Annotated in this window: 20 protein-coding genes; 9 read left to right on the forward strand and 11 right to left on the reverse strand. The window is 39.6% G+C overall.

The window, feature by feature from the left end; translation table 11 throughout:
- Positions 1-10 precede the first annotated feature (10 nt).
- The 4 genes from I6F53_RS15890 to I6F53_RS15905 all read right to left on the reverse strand — a co-directional run bounded on the left by I6F53_RS15890 (position 11) and on the right by I6F53_RS15905 (position 2,476).
- Complete coding sequence (locus tag I6F53_RS15890; RefSeq protein WP_197119027.1) at positions 11-403, reverse strand: ACT domain-containing protein; 393 nt, start codon at positions 401-403, stop codon at positions 11-13.
- Between the two features lie 399 nt (positions 404-802).
- Positions 803-1,360 carry a sugar O-acetyltransferase gene (locus I6F53_RS15895; RefSeq protein ID WP_231615183.1) on the reverse strand — a complete coding sequence of 186 codons (558 nt, stop codon included), beginning with the start codon at positions 1,358-1,360 and terminating at the stop codon, positions 803-805.
- Positions 1,361-1,458: 98 nt separating this feature from the next.
- A complete protein-coding gene (locus I6F53_RS15900) occupies positions 1,459-2,019 on the reverse strand; it encodes a DUF6942 family protein (RefSeq protein WP_165727906.1) in 561 nt (186 codons plus the stop codon).
- A 1-nt stretch (position 2,020) separates the two neighbouring features.
- Positions 2,021-2,476, reverse strand: a complete 456-nt coding sequence (locus I6F53_RS15905) for a YaiI/YqxD family protein (protein WP_165727905.1) — start codon at positions 2,474-2,476, stop codon at positions 2,021-2,023.
- Between the two features lie 97 nt (positions 2,477-2,573).
- Between I6F53_RS15905 and I6F53_RS15910 the strand changes: the two genes are divergently transcribed.
- Positions 2,574-3,095 carry a lipocalin family protein gene (locus tag I6F53_RS15910; protein WP_197240224.1) on the forward strand — a complete coding sequence of 174 codons (522 nt, stop codon included), beginning with the start codon at positions 2,574-2,576 and terminating at the stop codon, positions 3,093-3,095.
- Positions 3,096-3,618: 523 nt separating this feature from the next.
- On the opposite strand, the gene I6F53_RS15915 is transcribed toward I6F53_RS15910, so the two are convergent.
- Genes I6F53_RS15915 through I6F53_RS15925 form a run of 3 tightly spaced genes read right to left on the reverse strand, consistent with a single transcriptional unit; the run spans position 3,619 to position 5,890 of the window.
- Positions 3,619-3,954 (reverse strand): DUF3325 domain-containing protein, encoded by a 336-nt coding sequence (locus I6F53_RS15915; protein ID WP_197240225.1) that lies wholly within the window; start codon positions 3,952-3,954, stop codon positions 3,619-3,621.
- A complete protein-coding gene (locus I6F53_RS15920) occupies positions 3,951-5,552 on the reverse strand; it encodes a PepSY-associated TM helix domain-containing protein (RefSeq protein WP_197240226.1) in 1,602 nt (533 codons plus the stop codon). The genes I6F53_RS15915 and I6F53_RS15920 overlap by 4 nt, the downstream gene beginning before the upstream one ends.
- A complete protein-coding gene (locus I6F53_RS15925; protein WP_138490135.1) occupies positions 5,549-5,890 on the reverse strand; it encodes a hypothetical protein in 342 nt (113 codons plus the stop codon). Before I6F53_RS15925 ends, I6F53_RS15920 begins: the two co-directional genes overlap by 4 nt.
- Before the next feature lie 343 nt (positions 5,891-6,233).
- Here I6F53_RS15925 and I6F53_RS15930 point away from each other — a divergent pair, with 343 nt between their 5' ends.
- From I6F53_RS15930 to I6F53_RS15945, 4 genes are all read left to right on the forward strand, one after another.
- Positions 6,234-6,590 (forward strand): VOC family protein, encoded by a 357-nt coding sequence (locus I6F53_RS15930; protein WP_197240227.1) that lies wholly within the window; start codon positions 6,234-6,236, stop codon positions 6,588-6,590.
- Between the two features lie 150 nt (positions 6,591-6,740).
- Positions 6,741-7,331: a uracil-DNA glycosylase family protein gene (locus tag I6F53_RS15935; protein WP_197240228.1), complete on the forward strand. Its 591-nt coding sequence runs from the start codon at positions 6,741-6,743 to the stop codon at positions 7,329-7,331.
- The gene (locus tag I6F53_RS15940; RefSeq protein WP_197240231.1) at positions 7,328-8,065 is read left to right on the forward strand and encodes a phytanoyl-CoA dioxygenase family protein; all 738 of its coding nucleotides are present in this window, start codon (positions 7,328-7,330) and stop codon (positions 8,063-8,065) included. The genes I6F53_RS15935 and I6F53_RS15940 overlap by 4 nt, the downstream gene beginning before the upstream one ends.
- Positions 8,066-8,218: 153 nt before the next feature.
- Positions 8,219-10,618 carry a TonB-dependent receptor gene (locus tag I6F53_RS15945; protein ID WP_197240237.1) on the forward strand — a complete coding sequence of 800 codons (2,400 nt, stop codon included), beginning with the start codon at positions 8,219-8,221 and terminating at the stop codon, positions 10,616-10,618.
- Here I6F53_RS15945 and I6F53_RS15950 read toward each other — a convergent pair.
- Positions 10,602-11,531 carry a LysR family transcriptional regulator gene (locus tag I6F53_RS15950; protein ID WP_197180708.1) on the reverse strand — a complete coding sequence of 310 codons (930 nt, stop codon included), beginning with the start codon at positions 11,529-11,531 and terminating at the stop codon, positions 10,602-10,604. The two genes, I6F53_RS15945 and I6F53_RS15950, sit on opposite strands and share 17 nt — an antisense overlap.
- A 90-nt stretch (positions 11,532-11,621) precedes the next feature.
- Between I6F53_RS15950 and I6F53_RS15955 the strand changes: the two genes are divergently transcribed.
- The 3 genes from I6F53_RS15955 to I6F53_RS15965 all read left to right on the forward strand — a co-directional run bounded on the left by I6F53_RS15955 (position 11,622) and on the right by I6F53_RS15965 (position 15,430).
- A complete protein-coding gene (locus tag I6F53_RS15955) occupies positions 11,622-12,428 on the forward strand; it encodes a class II aldolase/adducin family protein (protein WP_197240239.1) in 807 nt (268 codons plus the stop codon).
- Between the two features lie 130 nt (positions 12,429-12,558).
- Positions 12,559-14,550, forward strand: a complete 1,992-nt coding sequence (locus tag I6F53_RS15960) for an AMP-binding protein (protein ID WP_197240240.1) — start codon at positions 12,559-12,561, stop codon at positions 14,548-14,550.
- Position 14,551: 1 nt separating this feature from the next.
- Positions 14,552-15,430, forward strand: coding sequence for a bile acid:sodium symporter family protein (locus I6F53_RS15965; RefSeq protein ID WP_197240241.1), 879 nt, complete (start codon positions 14,552-14,554; stop codon positions 15,428-15,430).
- A 303-nt stretch (positions 15,431-15,733) separates the two neighbouring features.
- Here the strand turns inward: I6F53_RS15965 and I6F53_RS15970 are convergent, their stop codons facing one another.
- Positions 15,734-17,443: a cell surface protein gene (locus tag I6F53_RS15970; protein WP_197240242.1), complete on the reverse strand. Its 1,710-nt coding sequence runs from the start codon at positions 17,441-17,443 to the stop codon at positions 15,734-15,736.
- An 83-nt stretch (positions 17,444-17,526) separates the two neighbouring features.
- Positions 17,527-18,993 carry a dGTPase gene (gene dgt / locus I6F53_RS15975; RefSeq protein WP_197240244.1) on the reverse strand — a complete coding sequence of 489 codons (1,467 nt, stop codon included), beginning with the start codon at positions 18,991-18,993 and terminating at the stop codon, positions 17,527-17,529.
- 185 nt (positions 18,994-19,178) lie between these two features.
- On the opposite strand from dgt, the gene I6F53_RS15980 reads away from it, so the two are divergent.
- Positions 19,179-20,399: an alkaline phosphatase family protein gene (locus I6F53_RS15980; protein ID WP_197240246.1), complete on the forward strand. Its 1,221-nt coding sequence runs from the start codon at positions 19,179-19,181 to the stop codon at positions 20,397-20,399.
- Positions 20,400-20,490: 91 nt separating this feature from the next.
- On the opposite strand, the gene I6F53_RS15985 is transcribed toward I6F53_RS15980, so the two are convergent.
- Positions 20,491-21,234, reverse strand: a complete 744-nt coding sequence (locus I6F53_RS15985) for a zinc-dependent metalloprotease family protein (protein ID WP_197240247.1) — start codon at positions 21,232-21,234, stop codon at positions 20,491-20,493.
- Positions 21,235-21,279 lie beyond the last annotated feature (45 nt).

The following is a 21,279-nucleotide window of genomic DNA, read 5'->3' on the forward strand; positions in this document are numbered from 1 at the left end:
GCCAGCAATCCTAACCAATCTCGCCAAGTGCTTTCATAGCGGCTTGTGCTTTATCTGTTTGTACGAAAATGTGGTCGTGATAAAACGCAGCTACCACATTAGCACTAATACCATGCTCAGTGAGCTTTGCAGATACCGCAGCGGTTAACCCTACTGCTTCAAGGCTTGAATGCACGTTAAGAGTAATTAAATTATATTTACTCTCAAAGGTAATACCGGCTTTATCGGCGGTTTCAGCTTTTAATATAAGAGTTAGCCCTTCTTCTTCTACATAAGTAGCAAGTGGCTCTAAATGAATATAATCAGCGAGCTTTCCTGCCAAGCAACAAAAAATATACTCGCCTTGCTTAAGCTCTGGCTGCATTGATTTTAATAATTGGTTTAACTCTAAAATTCCAGCCATGGTCGCTCCTATTAACCTAATTCAATTCAATTGGCAGATTCAATTCAATTCAATTCAAATAAGTAAGTCTATTTTCAAACTGTTTTTTAATTAAATTACTATCTCGTTTAACTATTATTTTTTCGACAATATCCCAAACACCGATCAAATTTTAAGGCTCTATTGGCGATTGGTTTAAGCTTATACCATTCCAATAAATAGCTGATCTATTTTACTTGCTAAAACAACCCATTTCTTTGTTGTAAATTTCGCAAAGGGAACAACCATTTACATCAATTTACGCCTAGAACTGAATTATTTTTTCGGCGTAAAATTTAGATCACATACTTAACGGAATTGGTATTAAATACTATAAAAGGAGTAAGTTTAAAGAGTCGCTTAGTTTTTAAGTTGAGCAAATTAACTTTCAATCATTTTTATTATTTTTGCAGGATTCCCACCTATAACAACGTTATCGCCAAACGATTTTGTAACAACAGCACCCGACGCAACAACTACATTGTTACCTAAAGTAACGCCTGGATTTATGACTGCATGACCACCAATCCAACAATCATTTCCTATTGTTATTGTTTTTGCATATTCGAGCCCACTTCTTCTATCAACTGGGTTTATAGGGTGTGTAGCGGTATAAATTCCAACCTGTGGCGCAATAAAACAATTGTTACCAATATTAACTTCCGCAGCGTCTAAAATAACGCAGCCAAAATTAGCATAAAAATTTTCACCTACATGAATATTTGACCCATAATCACAATTAAATGATGACTCTACATGAACTTGTTTTCCTGTTGAGCCAAATAACGCATGTATAATTTGAGCTCTTTCATCCAAATGAATAACACTTGTTTGGTTTAGCGTTTCCGTTTTTAAGCTAGCTTTTAATCGTAATTCAATAAGCTCAGGGTCACTTGGGTCATAATACTGACCAGATAGCATTTTTTCTTTTTCTGTCATAATTTAAAATCCAAATAATATATTTTTTATAAGTGGCAGATTCAGCTTTTAAGCTAAGCACCACTACCTTTGTTTAGTACGTGTACATTTAGTTACTTTTAACTATTTTTTAGTTTTGCAACTAGCTCGCTAAGCCTAGCTATTTTTATATTACTTAGCTGCCTGTAATCAAAATACGGGCATACGATAATGTTGTTGGCTGTATCTATTGCAAACTCGTCGTCGAGCCAATTAAATTGCGCATTAAGCTTACCTTGTTGGAGTAAGCTTTTAGCGTGCGTACGCCCAGCAATTATGTGTAGCTGGTTTTTATTGCTAGAAGATTTATGGGCACACGTAATAGTAATATTAGGCGCGCTAAATAACAGGGCCGTTTTACTATTCTTTTGAAGCAAAAACTCATCGCGATATTGCTGCCAAGTAGGCGCTTGTTTAGCAAATGAATAGTGCTCGCTTGGTAGGGCAAACAATACTTTGGCGTATACGTTAAATACTTTTCGCCAACCATTACCACAGTGCTGGTTTATGGTATTTATTTGCTCGTTTATAACCGGTTCAAGGCATTGAAGTGTTTCAAAAAACGGCATTGGCGGCGCTTTTGCTACATACACTGCCACGCTAAATTGCGTATCGCCTAAGCCAACTAATTGGGTATTCAAGTTAGTTAGCCTTGTTTTGCGCTAAAATACGATCGAGATTATTAGCAAAATTTTGACGGTCGGTTTGACTAAGTGGAGGCGGCCCGCCACTCATTTCTACACCACTTGAGCGCATAGTATCCATAAAGTCGCGTACGTTAAGTATTGAGCGAATATTCTCCGTGGTGTAAAGCTCGCCACGCGGGTTGAGCGCCTGCCCACCGTTATCAATTACTTCACTCGCCAGCGGTATATCGCCAGTAATAACTAAATCGCCTTTTTCAATACGTTTCACTATTTCGTCGTCGGCTACATCAAAGCCTGACGATACTTGAACGCGGCTTATGTATTTTGACGGCGGAATACGCATTGCGTGATTAGCCACTAAAATAGTGTCGATTTTCATACGCTCTGCCGCTCTAAAAAGTATTTCTTTTATAACGACAGGACACGCGTCTGCATCTACCCAAATTTTCATGCTATGGTCATTTTTATTGCTTTAGAATTAAGACGATCCTATAGCAAATTTTATTCTTGTGAAATAGCATAAATTACATAATCGAAAAGGAGCTTACATGAAGGCTATAAAATACGGTTTACTTATTACTGGTCTATTTTTTCTTAGTGCCTGCACCAGCCCCCCTGAGGGAATAACACCCGTTAAAAACTTTGATATACAAAAGTATAAAGGCAAATGGTTTGAAATAGCGCGGCTCAATCACTCATTTGAAGAAGGTATGGAGCAAGTTACCGCTACGTATTCTATTAACGACGACGGCACAGTAAAGGTCCTTAACAAAGGCTATTTAACGGATGATAAAAAGTGGGATGAAGCTGAGGGCTTAGCTAAGTTTGTTGAAAACACCGACACAGGGCATTTTAAAGTCTCGTTTTTTGGTCCATTTTACGGCGCTTACGTTATTTTTGAGCTTGACCAAGGCGATTACCAATATGCATTTATAACCAGTTACAACAAAGATTACTTATGGTTTTTATCGCGTACACCAACGGTTAGCAAAGAGCTTAAAGAGCACTTTTTAACTAAAGCGAAAGAGTTGGGCTTTGCTACCGATGAAATAATTTGGGTTGAGCAATAAACAATGTAAAGCCCCTTTACAGTAGTAATAAAAACGTCACCTAACTGTAAAGTAACTTAAATATATTATGGTTATATTGTGTGTACTTGCCGTGAGACAGCAAGTATTGGAAACACTGAATATCCCCCCTATTGTTGGCAAGCTATATAGCTTGCCATTTTTTTTGCCTAGGGCGTGTTGAACTTTGCGGATTGAAATCTGTTCAATCTAGGGGCGATCAAATCGCGGCGCGAGGTTTGTAACCTAGTGGGCTAAGTAAAACCGAGCAAAGCTTCCGCGTCCTGCTCACGCCCCTTACCGACGTCCATGTAGGCAACAAAGAGTTAATCGTCCCTAGAAAGAACCCAAAGGGCATCGCATGTTTGGTATTTATGCTGCGTTATCGCCTATTTATGGGGAATAACCACACTACATAGGCTCTGCCTTGCCTAAATACCAAACAGTCTGCTGCAAATTCACCCACCAAAGATCAACACGCCCTAATCTATGGGAAAGTAACGGATCACGTTTTTACTAATTAAGGCTAGTTTAACGTTAAAAACAACCCACTTAGTACAACTAACACGCTATTTAAAACACTAAACCACTTTACGTAGCCTACTAAAAAATTATAAAAAACCATTAAAAACAGTACACTTAGCGACATAAACCCACAAAAAAGTAACGCGCCATAACCACTTTGAGTTGCTACGCAAAGTACTAAGCTTAGTAAAATACTGATCCAAGCAATAAATAGCAGGCTTTTACTTTGTAATTCTGTAGGGCGTTTTTTAAATACATCTTTAAAATGATTAAACTTAGCCAGTGCAAAACCATTAAAACCAAACAAACACAGACTAAAACCAAGTAAATCAATCATGATTTTTGCCTTTTAAGATTATTAGATTGGTTAGGGCTAATTATTTTTGAGGTGTTTTTAGCAGTACGTAATTTTTCGGTTTGTATAAAAAACAATATACTAAACAATAAAAACAGTGCATCAAAAGTAAATAAAGCCCACTGTTTGTGCATCAAATAGCTAACTATATTACCGTTGGTTGTAAGGGCATTAATAACCGGTACACTTAAGCATGCAACAGTATTTATAGCAGCCATAACTCGCCATTGCAGTGTATCGCGCTTTAAAAGGGCAATAACAGCCACCGCTAGCCATGTTAAAAAGAACGCGAGTATTTCTTTATCGGCGCGCTCTGCAGTAGTTGGGTTAAGTAGTCTGTTAGCAATAAAAAATGCACACGTTGCCAGAGGTAAACCCATAATCGTGGCTAGGTTTAACCCTTCAACTAGCTTTAAACCAAACGAAGGTTTAGCGTTATTTTTAGTTCGCTCGCGAATTCGTTTAGCCCACATTATGCAACCAGAGCCAATCATTACACAGCCTGCAATACCGCCTAATACGTATAACCAGCGCAACAAACACGTAGCTAATCGGCCTGTATGCATTGAATTTAGTGACTCGTAAAGCGCTTTGCTATTAGTTAGTTCGTCATCAGTTTTAGCGACCATTTGCCCTGTAGCACCACTAAATATTAAGCGTGGTGCTTGGTCTCGTAGTGTTTTACCTGCGCTTACTAATACGGTAATTGTTGAAGCTGCCATATTGGGTTGGTTAACTTGTACACGGGTAATATCTGCATGAGGCCACTTAGTATAAACCTGATCTAAAATACTTTGAATCGGCACCATTGATGATTCGCCTTTGGCTTTATCGGTCATGGTATTACGAGGGGTTACATCGTTAAAAAAGCCACGCATAGCGTTATCGTAAGCTGTTTGCGCAGGGTAGGGGAACAACATAAATATGAGCGTAATCATGCCCGTGTAAGTAATCATTAAATGAAAAGGAAGGGCAAGCACAGAGCTTAAATTGTGGGCATCTAACCACTTGCGGCTACCTTTGTTACGCCTAAAGCTAAACATATCTTTAAAAATACGTTTATGAATAACCACGCCCGATATAATGGCAATCAACATAAAAAAGCTAGCAAAGCATATAACCCAACGCGCTGTTATTGCATCCATATAATGTAGGTCAAAATGCAATCGGTAAAAAAAGTTACCGCCTTTAGTATCTACAAAGGGCTCAAGCTCTTGCATAGTATTAGGGTTTAGCTGGGTGTTTTTAAATTGACTGCGGCGCTGGCCTGGTTCTTTTGGTTTTGCATAGCCATAAACTAGGTAAGGAATACGCGGCTCGGGCAACGTAATACGCCAGCTTGGTGAGTTAGCTCCATGGTTTGCTAGGTAATCAAATCCGGTAATTATTTGTTGTTTTTGTGCTTCTATACGCTGTGTTTGGGCTTGCACATTATGTATGGCAGGTTGATTCCATAACGTTATTTCGTCTCTAAAAAAGCTAAGTGTTCCGGCAAAAAATATTAAATATAATAACCAACAAACAAGTAATCCAACCCAAGTGTGTAACCAAGTCATTGATCTGAAAAAGCTGTCTTTCATACCCAACCCTTTAGTAATACAAGCAATCCGATAAACGCACCTGTACTTAGTAAAATACTGATCCACACTGTTTTTAATGATTTAACGCTAAAGGCATAAATAAATACGACGGCATAAATTAAAATGCTGATTGAAACACTAAACAGTACAGCGTCTTGCTTAGCTATTGGCAATACAAAACTTAATAACGCAGTACTTGCAGAGGTAAAGGCATAGCCACCAATTATGGCAATAAAAAAACGTAAAAATACCAAAACTCGATAACTGCTTACGCTTTTTACTATAAGCGCAATTACGTTAACCTTATCGAATGGCGCACTGTGCAAAGGTGCCTGCATAGTTAATTAATCCCTTTATTTAAAGCTGAGGATAAAACAAAGGCGCTATTATATATGTTACAAATACAAAAGATAGCTATTCTCATTTACGGCGACTAACTTTTAGTAAATTATCCTTCTTACTTAACCTGAACCTTGGTTAACAGGTTTTATACGTATTGAATTATGATGATATTTAAATTTATTTTCTCTAGCGCTGAAAATAGCTGCTCGAGATAGATTTATTATCCAGAGTTCAAGTTACTTAGTAAAATACTGATCTGTTATTGTTTAATGATATTGCACAGACTGTATGTAAAACTTAAGGTTAATAAACTGAGTAAAAATAAAGAGTGAAATAACGATGAGTGATCACGAAAAACTAAATTACGTTGAGTTTCCTGCATGTGACTTACCTGCTACTAAAGCTTTTTTTAGTCATGTATTTAATTGGCAGTTTACTGACTACGGCCCAGAATACACGGCGTTTAGCGGCCAAGGGCTCGATGGTGGATTTTTTAACGCACCGCTTAAATCGCTTACTCAAAACGGGGCTGCGCTTTTGGTTTTTTATAGCAATGATATTCACGATACCTACAAAAAAATAGGACTGCATGGCGGCACAATATTAAAGCCCATTTTTGAATTTCCGGGTGGTTGTCGGTTTCATTTTGCAGAGCCAAGCGGGAACGAGTTTGCTGTATGGGCAGACAAGCATTAGGTTTTATAAGGGCTGTAGCTCGATTTAGCTTAAAGATCACGATTTTACTAACTAACACTCGTTTTAGATAAAATAAACCGATTTTTTACCAACTCATTTATCCTAAATGGCCATTTAGGATAAATATTAAGCATTTAAGGCCAAATAAACATGAATAGTCACCAATTAATGGATCAAGTTAGTAAATGCGTGATCTGTGAACCTCATTTACCTTTGGGTGCTCGCCCAGTAATACAATTTAGCCCAAACGCACGTATTTTAATTGCGGGCCAAGCACCTGGTATAAAAGTTCACGAAACCGGAGTGCCATTTAATGATGCAAGCGGCAACCGGCTACGAGAATGGCTTGGGCTAACACGTGATGAGTTTTATAACGCCAATAATATAGCCATTTTGCCAATGGGCTTTTGCTATCCGGGTAGGGGTAAGTCGGGTGATTTACCACCTCGAAAAGAATGCGCACCGGCATGGCGTGAGCAATTATTAGCTGCACTACCAAATATTGAGCTGACAATAGTGCTTGGTAAATACGCGCAGGTGTATCACTTACCGAGCACTAAAAAGTTGCCACTTACTGAGTTGGTAAAATCGTGGCGTGAGTATTGGCCAAACTATTTAGTGCTTCCACATCCAAGCCCTCGTAATAATATTTGGCTTAAAAAGAACCCATGGTTTGAGCAAACAGTATTGCCAGAGCTAAGCGTTCGTGTGGCTAAAATATTAAACAAAGAGCCACAATGAACAGTTATAAAACAAATGGTTACATACTTGTAAAGGGGCTTTACAGCGCCAAAGAGCTAAATAAAATTAAGCCAATAATTAATAGCTTTCATGCAAAGTGGAAAACTAACAACCGTGAGTTTTATAAATCTCGCGCAATTAATAGCTCAGGCATAACAAATAGTGAGTATTTAACAGCGCAGCAAAACAAAATTTTATTTAATTTAATCGCCAATGGTAAATTAATTAAGCGTGTAAAAGATGCGATTAGTGAGCCGCTGTTTTTAAATACTCAGTTATTTTTTGATCCCGTTAATGTAAGGCAAAAAAATTATTGGCATCGCGATATGCAATACCATTTAAATCTAGCTCAGCAACAAGCCGCGTTAAACGGCCCCGATGTATTACATTGCCGGCTAGCCCTACAAGACGAGCCAGGTATTGAGCTTGTGCCCCAGTCACATAAAAGTTGGGATACCCTAGAGGAGCTCAATGTACGTCTTGCAAAAAATAATAAACTGCCAAGCGATAACTTAACTACAGGTAAAACAATTAAGCTAAATGCGGGTGACTTATTATTGTTTTCAGCCAATATGATTCACCGAGGTTTATACGGTAAAAACCGCTTAGCACTCGACATTATTTTTTGCGAAAATGCACCACAGCTTACTGCCTTTATAAATGCAGCAAACACCCCAAGCTCAGCAATAGCAAATAAAACTGCTAATCCACAGGTATTTTTTAACCCGCTCTAACCCCCTTTAAAACTAAACTTTTTTAGCTCAACTATAAATATTACTAATAGTGCTGAATAAATAAACATCACTGTTATTTATTTTAAGACTCGTCAGTATGAAATAGACGCAAAATTATCCAATAAAAATAACCTCTATAATGGAGTTGCAGCTATGATTACTGAACACACACAGTCACACACAATTTTAAAACACTCTTTTTTAAAACACTCTTTTTTAAAGCACAAAGCACTTACTTTATTTACGCTCAGCGCATTAAGCGTGGGCATGGCACAAGCCGCCGAGAATAAAGTAAATAAAAACGAGCTAGAAACCATCACCGTTACATCTCAAAAACGGGTGCAATCACTGCAAGACATCCCTACTTCTATTCAAGCACTTTCTGGCGATTACCTCGATAAAAACAGCGTTGACGATTTACTCGACCTAAGCGAAAGCCTACCCAACGTACATATAACCGAAACCTCAAGCAGTAAGCGTATTTTTGTACGCGGTATTGGCTCAGGCACTAATTCGGGTTTTGAACAATCAGTTGCTATGTACAAAGATGGCGTTTATTTAGGGCGCGGACATCAGGCTAAATTTCCATTTTTAGATATGCAGCGTTTGGAGCTTGTTAAAGGCCCGCAGTCGGTTATGTTTGGTAAAAATGCCACTGCAGGCGCATTTAGTATGATTTCAAATTCGCCAACCGATGTGTTTGAGGGCAATGTGTCGGCAGAGTTTGGATCAGATAACGAAAAGCGTTTTACCGGCGTTATAAATATTCCTATAAATGATGATTTAGCCATACGCATTGCCGCATTTGATCACTCGGTAGATGGCTTTTTATATAACCAAGCGCGCCAAAGTGATGAGCAATCTAACGATTCATCGGGGGCGCGTTTGTCTGTAGATTGGCAAATAAACGATGATATAAACGCATTGTTTAAGTGGGAACACGGTGAGTTTGAATCGCATGGCTCGCGCTATCAATATATTATTGATACACCCAACCGCGATTTACAAATAGCAAGCGATCCTACAAATCCAGGGAATGTGGGGTACCGCTCATTTTTACTTAGTGACGATACGGGCCTTGATTACACAAGTTCGGTATCGGGAGATGGCCACCCAGGTGGTCTTAATGAACAAAGTAAAACCACGCTTGATAATGCCTCATTACAGTTAACCTATAATCATGGCGAATACGAATTTACCTCAGTTACCACTTATAGCGAGTATGATTGGGACTCAACTTTTGATGCCGACTTTTCAGAAGTCCCGCTTATAAAACAAGACTACTTAGAAAACTATAACCAGTTTACTCAAGAGTTTAGAGTCAGTTCGCCAACAGGACGCACGCTTGAATACGTTGCGGGTATTTTTTATATGAGCAGCGAGCTTGAGCACCCAAACGATATTTTATTTGGCGCATCGTTACTTATTCCACAGTTGCCTGGCACATCACTGGGCGTAAATGCACTATTTGATCAAGACCAAAAAAGCTACTCAGCATTTACAGCCCTTACGTGGAATGTAAGCGAGCAATGGCGCGCTAATTTTGGCCTGCGTTATCAAAAAGAAGAAAAAGAAGTGAGTAGTGTGCAAAGTGTATATAGCGTATTTGAGCCCAATACACCGCAAGCCGTACAGCAATTTGCTAATGTGGCCGCGCCCACTATTGCAGGGCAGCTTTCGGGAGCGGGTGTACATAACCTTGCTGCTAAGCGTGATGAGTCGCACTTATCACCTAATATTAGTGTGCAGTATTTAGGGTTTGACGACACCATGCTATTTGCAAGCGCAGGCATAGGTTACAAAGCCGGTGGCTTTGATGGCTCAGGACTAAATGCCTCACAAGGTAATACGGTTGATGAAAATTCAGGTTTTGAGTTTGATGATGAAAAAGCCACAAACTTTGAATTTGGCATAAAAGCCGAGCCAATTAAAAATGTATTAGAAGTAAACGCGACAGTGTTTTACACCCTGTACGACGATCTACAAGTATCTGAATTTAATGGTAATGCGTTTGTGGTTAAAAATGCTGCCGAAACTAAAGTAAAAGGGATTGAAGTAGACTCGCGCTGGGCAATAAATGAAAGCTGGCAGGTATCGGCAAATCTTGCGTTACTTGATTTTGAATACGAGCAATACGCCAGTGCTTCACCAACGGTTATGCAAGGTGAGTTACTTGGACAGGAATTTCAAGATTTAACAGGAAAAACCGGCGCATTTGCTCCCGATTATTCAGGCAATATAGCGATTGATTACAATACAGAGGTATTTTCAAACCTTACTCTAAGCAGTAATTTGGCGCTTAACTTTAGTGATGATTACTTTTTAGAACAAGATCTTGACCCAATAGCGCAGCAAAGCGCCTACGAAAAACTTAATTTACGCGTAGAGCTTGGTAGCAGTGAAGGGAATTGGTCGGTATCGTTATTAGCTAAAAACCTAACCGATAAACAAACGTTTTCGCAAGCGAACGACGTGCCTGTAATTAGCTACGCACATCGTTTTTTGTCTGAACGCGGGCGTAGCTATCACGCTCAATTTAATTACCGTTTTTAAGTTTTTCTTTTGGGATAAGCTGCTGCGCCAAAGCGAGTAGTTTATCTCGCATCCAACTGTTTACTAAGTCGTTTTGTGCTTGTTCGTGCCAGTACATGTGTACGGGCATTAGCGGCACATCAAACGGTAAGCTGGTTACATGCACCGGCAATTGTTGTTTTAATACCTGCGCGTACGAGTTTGGCATGGTCATTATCATGTCGCTTTGGCTTATTACTTTAGTTGCCGCAAAATAATGCTCACACCTCAGTACTACGTTGCGCGCTAATGCATGTTTAGCAAGCGCCATATCAATTAAATCTACCTGTGCACCCTTTAACGATACAACCGCATGCGACGCTTTTGCGTAATTCTCTATGGTTAAATCATTTAATATTGGGTGATCGCGTCTGCAAATAAGTGAAAAGTGTTCGTTACAAATAAAAGTGTTTTTTATGTGGTTGCTGGTTGGCGTAAGTACATCTATGACTATATCGAGATCTTGGTTTTCGAGTGACTTTTCCATATCAACGTGAGAAACCTGACGGCTATTAATAGTGATATTAGGGGTATTAGTAAGTAAGTCATTCATGAGTGGTGGAAAAAATATCGACTCTAAAATATCTCTAAAGCCAAATTTAATTTCACGCTTAAAAGCGGCAATATCAAATAGCCTTTCGCTATTCATGGTGGCCTCCAACACCTGTACCGACTCAATAACTTGCAGTATTATTTTTTGGCAAAAAGGAGAGGGCACCATACGCCTGCCGTGGCGAATGAATAAAGGATCGTCAAACTTATCCCTAAGGCGAGAAAGTGCATGACTAACAGCAGGTTGTGTTAAATGTAGTTTGTCGGCCGCACTGGTAATATTGCCTTCTTGGTATACTGTTTTTAAAATTACAAACAGGTTTAAATCTATCTTTCCATGCATAGTATTTATGTTTAACCATTAATTAACATCACTTCTATTTATCATAAGCGAGACTAAACTAAAGTCAACAGAGTTTAATTTAGGATTATTATGAGCAGTACACTTGAGCAACAAGCCGCAAAAATGACCATAGGCAGCGATAAATTTAAACTTATTATGCCGCCTAAATTCGAGGACCTTGAGCAACAACGCACTTACGAGAAACAGCGACTAGCTGCTGGGTTTAGGGTTTTTGCTATGTATGGCTTTGATGAAGGCCTTGCCGGGCATATTACACTTCGTGATTGCATCGAGCCTGACACTTTTTGGGTAAACCCTGTTGGTATGCACTTTGCGCATATTAAAGCGTCTGACCTAATTAGGGTCGATCATAAAGGTAATATTATTGAAGGCAGTACGCCCATTAATAATGCTGCGTTTGCAATTCATTCGCGTATTCACATGGCGCATCCAAGTGTAAATGCAGTTGCCCATGCACATACTCGCTATGGCCGTGCATTTTCAGCATTAGGTGAGCTACTTAAACCTATTTCGCAAGATGCCTGCGTATTTTACGAAAACCATAGTGTGTTTGATGTATTTAGCGGCGTAGTAGCCGACAGCGAAGAGGGCGATATGATTGCAAAATCACTTGCTGATAACTGCGCTGTTATTTTACAAAACCATGGTTTGCTAACTGCGGGTTCGTCGGTTGATGCCGCAGTCGCCAATTTTGTATTGCTAGATAGCTGTTGCCAAAGCCAGTTATTAGCGCAAGCTGCAGGCGAGCCAAAACTAATTTCACACGACGTAGCGCTACATACAAAACAAGCCAATGGTTCAGAACTTGTAACGTGGGGGAATTTTCAGCCTATGTATCAGGTGGTTGCTGCAAAAGACAACAGCTTTTTAGATTAATCCATAGGCAGTAAGCTATTTTTTGATAGACTAAATTTCACGCGGTTGTTGCCCACACAGCACAGTCGCGTTTATACAACTATGCACTCACATACAAACACACACATTATAAAAATACGTTGAGGGTTTTATGAATATAACAACAATTAAAAACCACGCCGATGTTGGCAATTTAAATCTTGCTGAAATATCCCCAGAGCAACTTCCTCGCTCCACTTATCATGCCATTTTACAATCATCAAAAAGCTTTGGTGAAGCCACTGCAATTGAATATATTTTAGATGGCGATTGTATCAGCGAAGCGCAAATTCCATTTTCTAAAAAGCTTATTCATCGTATTTTAATGACCTTTAAAGGTAAGAGTTTTGCAAACCCGCATCGTAAAATGAGCTACAAAGAGCTTGCTAATAACGTAACGGGGCTTGCCAATGGTCTGTATTCGTTAGGTATTACTAAAAAAGATGTTACCTCACTTGTGCTACCTAACTTTCCTGAAACGTATGTATCGTTGTGGGCAGCCGAAGCTGCTGGTATTGCTAATCCAATCAATCCATTATTAGATGAAAGCATAATGAAAGAAATTATGATCTCTGCTAATACCAAAGTAATTATTGCTCTAGGGCCTGTGCCAGGTAGCGATATTTGGCAAAAAGTAATGGCGATTAAAGAGCATATACCCGGTTTAAAAGCGGTTATTAGTTTATTTGGTGAGGACATTGCTTGCTCGCAAAATAATAAAGTACCGGTGTATGGTTTTAAAAAGTTATTAGCGGCGCAAAATACTCAAACGGCTAGTTTTATTTTGCCTGAGCAAAGCGACGTGTGTGCGTATTTTCATACAGGTGGTACAACTGGCTTACCAAAACTTGCCAAGCACTTACACTTAAACCAGCTCACAAACGCAGGCCAAGTTAATTTACTTTCGCCGGTAAACGCGGGTGATACTATGCTGGTTGGCTTGCCTATTTTTCATGTAAATGCGGCAGTGGCAACGGGCATAGCCTCGGTAATGAAAGGCTGTAAAATTTTACTAGCAAGCCCTTCAGGCTTTAGGGGTAAAAACATAATACAAAACTTGCTCACTATAATTAATAATTACGATGTAGCCGTAATGACGGCAGTACCTACGGTATACGCAGCCATGGTTGAGCAAATTACTTCGCAAAAAATTACTGTACCGCCTCTTAAAATGAAGTTTGCTATTTGTGGTGCAGCGCCGCTTTCATCAGACCTACAAGCGTTATTTACTAAACTCACTAATACACCACTCGTTGAAGGTTATGGCTCAACCGAGGGCAGCTCGGTAAGTACCTTAATGCCAGTAAATCCAATAAATACCGAGGCATCAGTAGGGCTACCAATACCTGGCATTACGCTTAAAATTGCCGAAATAAACGAGCAAGGCAAACTTATAAAAGTATGCGACACGCTCGATGTTGGCGAAATAATTATTACCGGAAATAACGTATTTCCGGGATACGTTGAAGACGTACATAATCAAGATGCATGGGTTGTTGACGAAAATGGCCAAAATTATTTTAGAACCGGTGATTTAGGAAAAATTGATGACAACGGCTATGTATCATTATGTGGCAGGCAAAAAGAGCTGATTATTCGTGGCGGGCATAATATTGACCCTAAAATGATTGAAGACGCCGCAACAAGCCATAGTGATGTAACACTTGCAGCAGCAGTTCCTCGCCCTGACAGCTACGCAGGCGAAGTGCCGGTACTTTACGTGACATTAAGACCACAAAGTGTACTCACTCTGGAAGAACTTACCAAGTACGTTAGTGCTAACGTACCTGAACGTGCAGCAGTACCAAAAGCTATTTATATTATTGATGAAATACCGTTGACGGCTGTAGGTAAAATTTATAAACCGGAGCTAGTTTGTCTTGAAATTAAACAAACGATAACAGAGATAATTAGCACAAATTTAAAAAATAAAACCGTGCAGGTAAACGTATTTGCTGATAAAAAGTTAGGCATCAAAGCGAATATTTTAGTAAATGAAGATGAGTTAAGTGCACTACAAGAGCAAATAAAAACGCTACTAACGCCTTATTCATTTAATTACGAAGTACTCGTTATAAAAACAAAAATAAACGAGGTTGCCTAATTTGAATGCATCAATTTTAACAGAGGTTGTACTTCCACTCGCCCTAGCACTTATTATGTTTGGCATGGGGCTTGGGCTTACTGTAAATGACTTTACTCGGCTTTTTAAAAAGCCTCTTGCGATTGTAATGGGTTTGGTTGGCCAAATTATTGCCATGCCGCTGCTTGCTTTAGGCTTATGCTATTTACTTAATTTACCCACGCCAATAGCAATAGGATTAATGATATTAGCAGCGTGCCCTGGCGGCACTATGTCAAATGTAGTGAGTCAGCTCGCTAAAGCTAATTTAGCCCTTTCGGTAAGCCTTACCGCGGCTTCTACAGCTATTAGCATAATAACCACGCCGTTTATTATTGGCTTTGCTATAAACCAGTTTGCACCAGCAGACGATGCTAGTTTTTCAATTTTAACCACTTCACTCGGGCTGTTTTTTATTACTTTAGTGCCAGTGGCTATTGGGATTTGGCTACGTCATTTTAAGAGTGATTTTGCCATTAAAACAGAGCCGTTTTTTAGGCGCTTTTCGTTGTTTTTTATGCTCATGATGATTGCCGCATTGGTAATAAAAGAGCGAGCTTTATTAATTAGCTCATTCGATGATGTATTTTGGGCATGCCTAGCGTTAAATATAGGTTCTATGGTGGTAGGGTGGTTTATCGCTAAGCTTTCTAGGTTTGATATAACCGACTCGCTGACGCTTTCTATTGAGGTCGGGATTCAAAATGCATCGCTTGCCATATTAATTGCTATTAGCTTTTTGAATAAACCCGAATATGCAGTTACCGGCGGCGTGTATGGCCTTGCTATGTTTATAGGGCCACTGCTATTAATTGGCGGGTTAAAGCTTAAAAATAAACGTACCGCACATGCTGTTAACTAAGACCTCTTGACCAAGTTATTTTAATTCAAGGCTACGGATAACGTAGCCGTAAACTCCAGCCTAAAAATACCACCAGTTAAATGTATGCACTGCGCCCCCGCGTCAACAAGTTATACGCTTACAAAAGACTCGCAAGCTTGAATATTGCACTAGGCGCCCAGCTTGCTCGCGCGAGAAGCGAAGCTTCTAATTGCTAAAGCGTATTTAAGGATGGCACAAGAGTGTAAGTAGTACGGGATGAAAAAGCAGTTAATTATTTAGTTACTAAAACAGCGCCTCACTTTGTAAGGCGCTACAGTAAATTTACTCTTTGGTTTGCATATTTTTAGCGCGCTCTTCTGCATCTATCAATGCTTGCGATTTAGGGGCGCGTTTTTTCTCTTCTATTTTTGGCTTTTCAGTCGAGTCAGGATCCCAACTTGAATCTAGCGATAAGTTAGCAAATGGGTTGCTACTGTCTGCTTTTTTAGGCTCATTTTGTGGCTCATCAATTTGCTGTGCTGTTTGTGTTTGCTCAGGCTCCGCATTTTCTTTTTTAGGCATTGGCTTTTCACCAGCTAATGGTGCGTTTGGATTAAATGTACGCACTTCTGGTTCTTTAAAGTCTTGCTCAGTTGTATACAAAGTCGATTGAGCGTCAGATATTTGCTCTGGCGTATGTAGAACTACAACCGGTTCACTCGCTGTTACTGGCTCAGGAGTGCTAATAACTGGCTCCACAGTGTTATGTTCGGCCTCTATTGGCTCATGCTCCGTTATTTGAGCTGCATGGTGTTTACGTTGTTTTTTTACTGGCTTTGCATCGGGATCAAAGTCGCGTACCTCTGGCTCATTAAAGCTGCTGGCATTTTTAATACGCTCTAAGGTTGTTTTAGCGGCGGCTTCAAACTCGGCAGTGTTAGGCTCAGGTTTTTGTTTTACTTTGTTAAATGTAGCGGAGCTTGCCTGCTCTGAGATATCAGTTGGGTTAAGAGGTGTTGAGTCAAGCGGTGTAGGCTCACTTTCGCTTACTTGCGCTTGAGTTGTTACGGTGTGAGGCTCATTTGTACTTGGTGTAGCTGTACTTTCAACATCAACATCAACATCAACATTTTGCGCCATATCCGTAGGCTCTGACTCTTTGTTTGCTGCTATGTTGCTCTCAACTATCTTATCTACTTGGGTTACTTTATTAATTTCAGCAGGCTCAGCATCAATCTCTTCTGTTGTTTTTACAGATGCAGTTGTTTTAATTTCCGCTTTAGCTGGCGTAGTAATTTTTTCTGATTTAACTTCAGGTTGAGCCACGATAACGGGTGCTGCCATTGCTTTACTTTGTTTTGCACGGCGCAGGCGCACGACTATCATAGCGCCAATAAGTACCACTATAACAAGTATTAAAGTAGGTAAAAGTAACGAACTAGGGCTTTGCGATAGAGGCTGCGGTGCAGTAACGGGTGCTGGTTTAGTTACCACAGGTGCTGGTTTTACAGGCATAGGCTTTTCAGACGTAGCCTTTATAGGCGCAGGTGTAGCACTTTGCTCTGGTGTCGCCGGTTTTATTTGTTCTATTACATCTTCATTTTTTTGCTCTGTTATTACTTGCTCGGTTGCTACTTTTGTTGGCTCAGCATCAATTACTATTTCGTTGCTGTTGGTATTTAGCTGATCGTTTATTTGTTGTTTTTGATCATTAGTTAAATTAAGCGTTTGCTCGTTGATGCTTTCTTTAACAGCTTCTTCAGTAGGTTCAATAACGGGGGCAGGTTCAACAATTTTAGGTTGTGGCTGAATAACAATAGTGGGCTCAGGCTCTATTACTTGTGGTTTAGGTTGGACTTGAATTTCTTTTGGTTTATTACAGTTATTTTTGTAATCACGCGCTGCTTTACGATATTTTTGACTCGCTTTATTATTACTATTTTGCTGCATTTCTTGTTTGATTAAAATGCACATAGCTTCGTTGTAGGCGGCGCTTTGCGCACTGTAAAATAAGGTAAAGCAAAGAGTAAATCGTATTAATTTTGATATCATAAAGTTATGTGCGCTTAAATATTAATATTTTGATTTTAAGCGCAAAATTGAAAATTATCTAGAGCAAGTTAACTTAAGTTCCGCTAATCGATGACCATTAAGCTTCGATATTCGTCGTAAGCAAATTGGTCGGTCATACCGCTTATATAATCTTGAATTAATCTACAGCGATAATAAAACTCGTATGCTGCAAAGTGGTCGGGCTCTTCTTGCATCGCATCTATTGCGTGTTGGTAACTATTTAAGTGCTTTTTAGAGAGCTTTTTAACGAGTCGCGACTCTATTAATAAACGTGAATCGCCTTTTAGAGCACGCCTAAAGTCATCGCTGTTTAATTGCAGTAGCGGTTTGTAGCAATCGAGTAAGCCGTTAATTATTCGATAGCCTTGTAGCTCTAGTTTTTCGACTTCTTTATTTGAAAAAACATGCTCAAGCGCCACCTGTTTTAGCGTTTTGGTTACAGCGTGTAAGTGGCTTCTGTCTTCTAAAAGTGCGTGGTTAAAATCGCCATGATAAATAGGCTCTATATTTTCGATAAAGCGTTTTGCAGCATGATTAACCAGTGGGTGTAGCAACGCAACACGCAAATATATAAAAAACTCGCTATTAAAATTATATGGCTGTGCTTGTGCACGCTCAAGAGCGTAGTCTACTGCTTTGTTTACAAAGTTTAGATGTTGTGGATCGTCAATCAGCAAGTTTGTTAATGCTTTCTTATAATGGCTTTTAAGAGCTTGGCATAGTTGTTCGGTGCTTATTATGTCTTTTTCAACAGCGTCTTCTATATCTGCTAAGCAGTAAGATATGTCGTCGGCGGCTTCCATTATATAACTCGCCGGGTGGCGGCAGTAAGGCTCTATAGTTAGCTCATTTTGGAGTGCTTCAACAAAGGCTTTTTCGCTGTAGTAATAACCTACTTTTTTCATTAAGTAATTTTTATTTTGCGGAATATCTTTTGTATCAAGCCCTGCTGGGCGCGTGTATTTTAAAATACCGGCACTTTGGCTATACGTTAAATTAAGCGTTTGCAAAGAATGAATTATACGTATGCCTTGGGCGTTGCCTTCAAAGTTACAAATATCAAGCGCAAGGTGTTTAAAAATAACGCCTATGCCGGTATTTTTCTCTTTACAGCGCTCGGGTGTAACGCTTGCTAGGTTGCTATTAAACCAGTGGTTTATTGCTGCTTCGCCAAAATGTCCAAACGGTGGGTTGCCTATGTCGTGCATTAGGCAGGCCATTTCTACCAGGCTTTCTAGCGGGCGTTCTAGGTCGGTTAAGCCGTAATCTTTTTGTTGCTGATAATTTAAGTTGGCAAAAATACGTTGCACTATAAATCGGCCAACTTGTTGTACTTCAAGCGAATGAGTAAGGCGCGAGCGCACGGCTGCATTACGTTCAAGTGGAAACACTTGAGTTTTTTGCTGCAGCCTGCGAATAGCGGCACTGTTAATAATACGGCCACGGTCACTTTCTAGCGCCATTTGTAAGTTTGCTGTGGTGCGATACATACGTGCTGGCGTTATTTTTTTACTAAAATCTATGGTCATCTTTGTTTTTATCCTTGTTTACATTGATGACGGGCATAATTTTTAGCACATCGTCATTCGTTTTTGTAACCGGTTGTCATTCGTCTTTAATATACAGGGTTTAATCTATCAGTTTGTATCATAAAGTAACAACTTGCTTTAAAATAATTTTTTGAGTAATTGTTGTGTATTTATAGGTGTTTATAATGAAGCAGTGGATTTTAAAGGCAGTATCAATTTGCCTATTATTAGGGATGAACAGTGCGTTTGCCGCAAAAGAGCAAACTGTGGTGCTTGTATCGATTGATGGCCTACGTTGGGATTATATTGAAAAACACGGCGCGCCAAATTTAAAAGCAATGGCGGAGCGCGGTGTTCGCGCGCAAAAGCTAATACCCGTTTATCCTACTAAAACGTTTCCAAATCATATTTCTATTATTACAGGCTTATTGCCGGTAAATCATGGCATTGTAGATAATAACTTTTGTGATAAAGCGCGTAAAAACGACTGTTACAGCATGGGCAAAGCATTGGGCGATAGCACATGGGTAAAGGGTATTCCGCTTTGGAATTTAGCAAAAATGCAGGGGCTTAAATCAGCTACTTATTTTTGGCCTGAGTCAGATGCATTATTTAACGGCATGACACCAGATTATTTTTATCACTATTCTAAATACAGCGATTACCAAAGCCGTGTTGATCAAATTATTCAGTGGTTAAGTTTACCAAAAGCACAGCGTCCACGTTTTATTGCGAGTTACTTTTCGTTAGTTGATAGCATGGGCCATGAGTTTGGACCAGACGCACCGCAAACGCGTGATGCTGTTAAACAGCTTGATGAATTAATGGGGCAATTACAAGCTCGCTTAAGTAAATTAGAGCAAGAGGTAAACTTAGTTATTGTGTCGGATCACGGTATGACGAGTATAGATCCAGATAAAAGTATTGATACAACCACACTGCCTCAAGATGAAAACTTTTTAGTTAAAAATACTGGCCCACGTTTACTTATTTATACTCAGCCTGATGCTAAAAACGCTGATATTGAAGGTTACAAAGCACGTTTACGAGATGCGTCAAACGGTCGTTATACAGTATTAACTGACGAGCAATTAGCAGCGTATCATTACAATAAAGGCACTCGCGTAGGCGATATTGTGGTGCAAACTACAGCGCCAGCGGTATTTACCAATGGTAAAAAACCAACCTATTTAGGGACTCACGGTTATGCATATACCGAGGATATGGCAGCATCATTTATTGCTGTAGGCCCTGCGTTTAAACAAGGTGTAAGCCTTAAAGAAGTAAATAACCTTGATATTTACCCAGTACTTGCAAAGGTGATGGGATTAAAATTATTAAACAAAGTAGATGGCGATGGTAAAACATTAATGCCAGCAATTAAGCAAAAAATGGTTGTGCATTAGCTTAATCTAAAAGAGCGCGTAAGCGCTCTGCAGGGAAGAACATGTTAAAACTTTAAAGTGGGCTATTTAGCCCACTTTTTTATTGGGCAGCTTATTTAAAGTTAGCAATACTTGTTTTTGTAGCAGTAACTGTGCGAATTGCATGCGCTTGGTTTGTAATACCAAATGCAATACCGTTTACGCTCCAGCCAGGGTTAGAGAAGTAATCGTACTGAGTTGCGCTACCGTAAACGTGCGGGTAAGCCATTATACTTGCAAACTCATTCTGTACGCCATGACCCATGCCATCTACATATACACCGCCAGACGTATCACCTTGTTTGCGTGAATGCGCCAAACCTTGATTATGGCCAAGTTCGTGTACGAAGGTAGTTGCACCACAATCAATAGCAGTAATTGAGTACATACGACTGCTCATTGAGCTGTATAGGTTGCCATTAGTACCTTGACCAACCCATGCTAAACCACATGAAATAAGCCCATTACCAGCACTTTGACCAGTACCTAATACGGCTACCATGTCGGCTTTCCAATCGCTGCGCAAACCATCTACATAGCTACTATTTGTAATTGAATCTAACCAATCTTCAGACGGCGTTACTGCGTAGTCACCTAGGTTTTGCTTACCAGCTAAGCGTAGTGTTATATCAACGCCATTTTGGCTGTATACCTGGTTACTAAAGGCAATTAGTTGATTGATTTTAGTATCAATATTGCTAGTTGCAGCCGCTGATTGATCGGTATATAAAATACCGATATCGATGGTTTCTGCTTGAGCAATACTTGCTGCACATAATGCCGCAGCCAGTGCGGTTGTAGTAATTACTTTTTTCATTGTTGTATTTCCTTACTCTTGTTGTGGTTGGAACTTGTTTTAATT

The organism is Pseudoalteromonas sp. SWN29, from assembly GCF_015864465.1.
GTDB lineage: Bacteria > Pseudomonadota > Gammaproteobacteria > Enterobacterales > Alteromonadaceae > Pseudoalteromonas.

Coding starts and splice junctions, on each gene's coding strand:
- dgt (WP_197240244.1), bottom strand. CDS start 18,993: ATGACCATAGATTTTAGTAAAAAAATAACGCCAGCACGTATGTATCGC.
- I6F53_RS15905 (WP_165727905.1), bottom strand. CDS start 2,476: ATGAAAATTTGGGTAGATGCAGACGCGTGTCCTGTCGTTATAAAAGAA.
- I6F53_RS15970 (WP_197240242.1), bottom strand. CDS start 17,443: ATGATATCAAAATTAATACGATTTACTCTTTGCTTTACCTTATTTTAC.
- I6F53_RS15890 (WP_197119027.1), bottom strand. CDS start 403: ATGGCTGGAATTTTAGAGTTAAACCAATTATTAAAATCAATGCAGCCA.
- I6F53_RS15925 (WP_138490135.1), bottom strand. CDS start 5,890: ATGCAGGCACCTTTGCACAGTGCGCCATTCGATAAGGTTAACGTAATT.
- I6F53_RS15985 (WP_197240247.1), bottom strand. CDS start 21,234: ATGAAAAAAGTAATTACTACAACCGCACTGGCTGCGGCATTATGTGCA.
- I6F53_RS15945 (WP_197240237.1), top strand. CDS start 8,219: ATGATTACTGAACACACACAGTCACACACAATTTTAAAACACTCTTTT.
- I6F53_RS15940 (WP_197240231.1), top strand. CDS start 7,328: ATGAACAGTTATAAAACAAATGGTTACATACTTGTAAAGGGGCTTTAC.
- I6F53_RS15950 (WP_197180708.1), bottom strand. CDS start 11,531: ATGCATGGAAAGATAGATTTAAACCTGTTTGTAATTTTAAAAACAGTA.
- I6F53_RS15915 (WP_197240225.1), bottom strand. CDS start 3,954: ATGATTGATTTACTTGGTTTTAGTCTGTGTTTGTTTGGTTTTAATGGT.
- I6F53_RS15920 (WP_197240226.1), bottom strand. CDS start 5,552: ATGAAAGACAGCTTTTTCAGATCAATGACTTGGTTACACACTTGGGTT.
- I6F53_RS15960 (WP_197240240.1), top strand. CDS start 12,559: ATGAATATAACAACAATTAAAAACCACGCCGATGTTGGCAATTTAAAT.
- I6F53_RS15955 (WP_197240239.1), top strand. CDS start 11,622: ATGAGCAGTACACTTGAGCAACAAGCCGCAAAAATGACCATAGGCAGC.
- I6F53_RS15980 (WP_197240246.1), top strand. CDS start 19,179: ATGAAGCAGTGGATTTTAAAGGCAGTATCAATTTGCCTATTATTAGGG.
- I6F53_RS15935 (WP_197240228.1), top strand. CDS start 6,741: ATGAATAGTCACCAATTAATGGATCAAGTTAGTAAATGCGTGATCTGT.
- I6F53_RS15910 (WP_197240224.1), top strand. CDS start 2,574: ATGAAGGCTATAAAATACGGTTTACTTATTACTGGTCTATTTTTTCTT.
- I6F53_RS15930 (WP_197240227.1), top strand. CDS start 6,234: ATGAGTGATCACGAAAAACTAAATTACGTTGAGTTTCCTGCATGTGAC.
- I6F53_RS15895 (WP_231615183.1), bottom strand. CDS start 1,360: ATGACAGAAAAAGAAAAAATGCTATCTGGTCAGTATTATGACCCAAGT.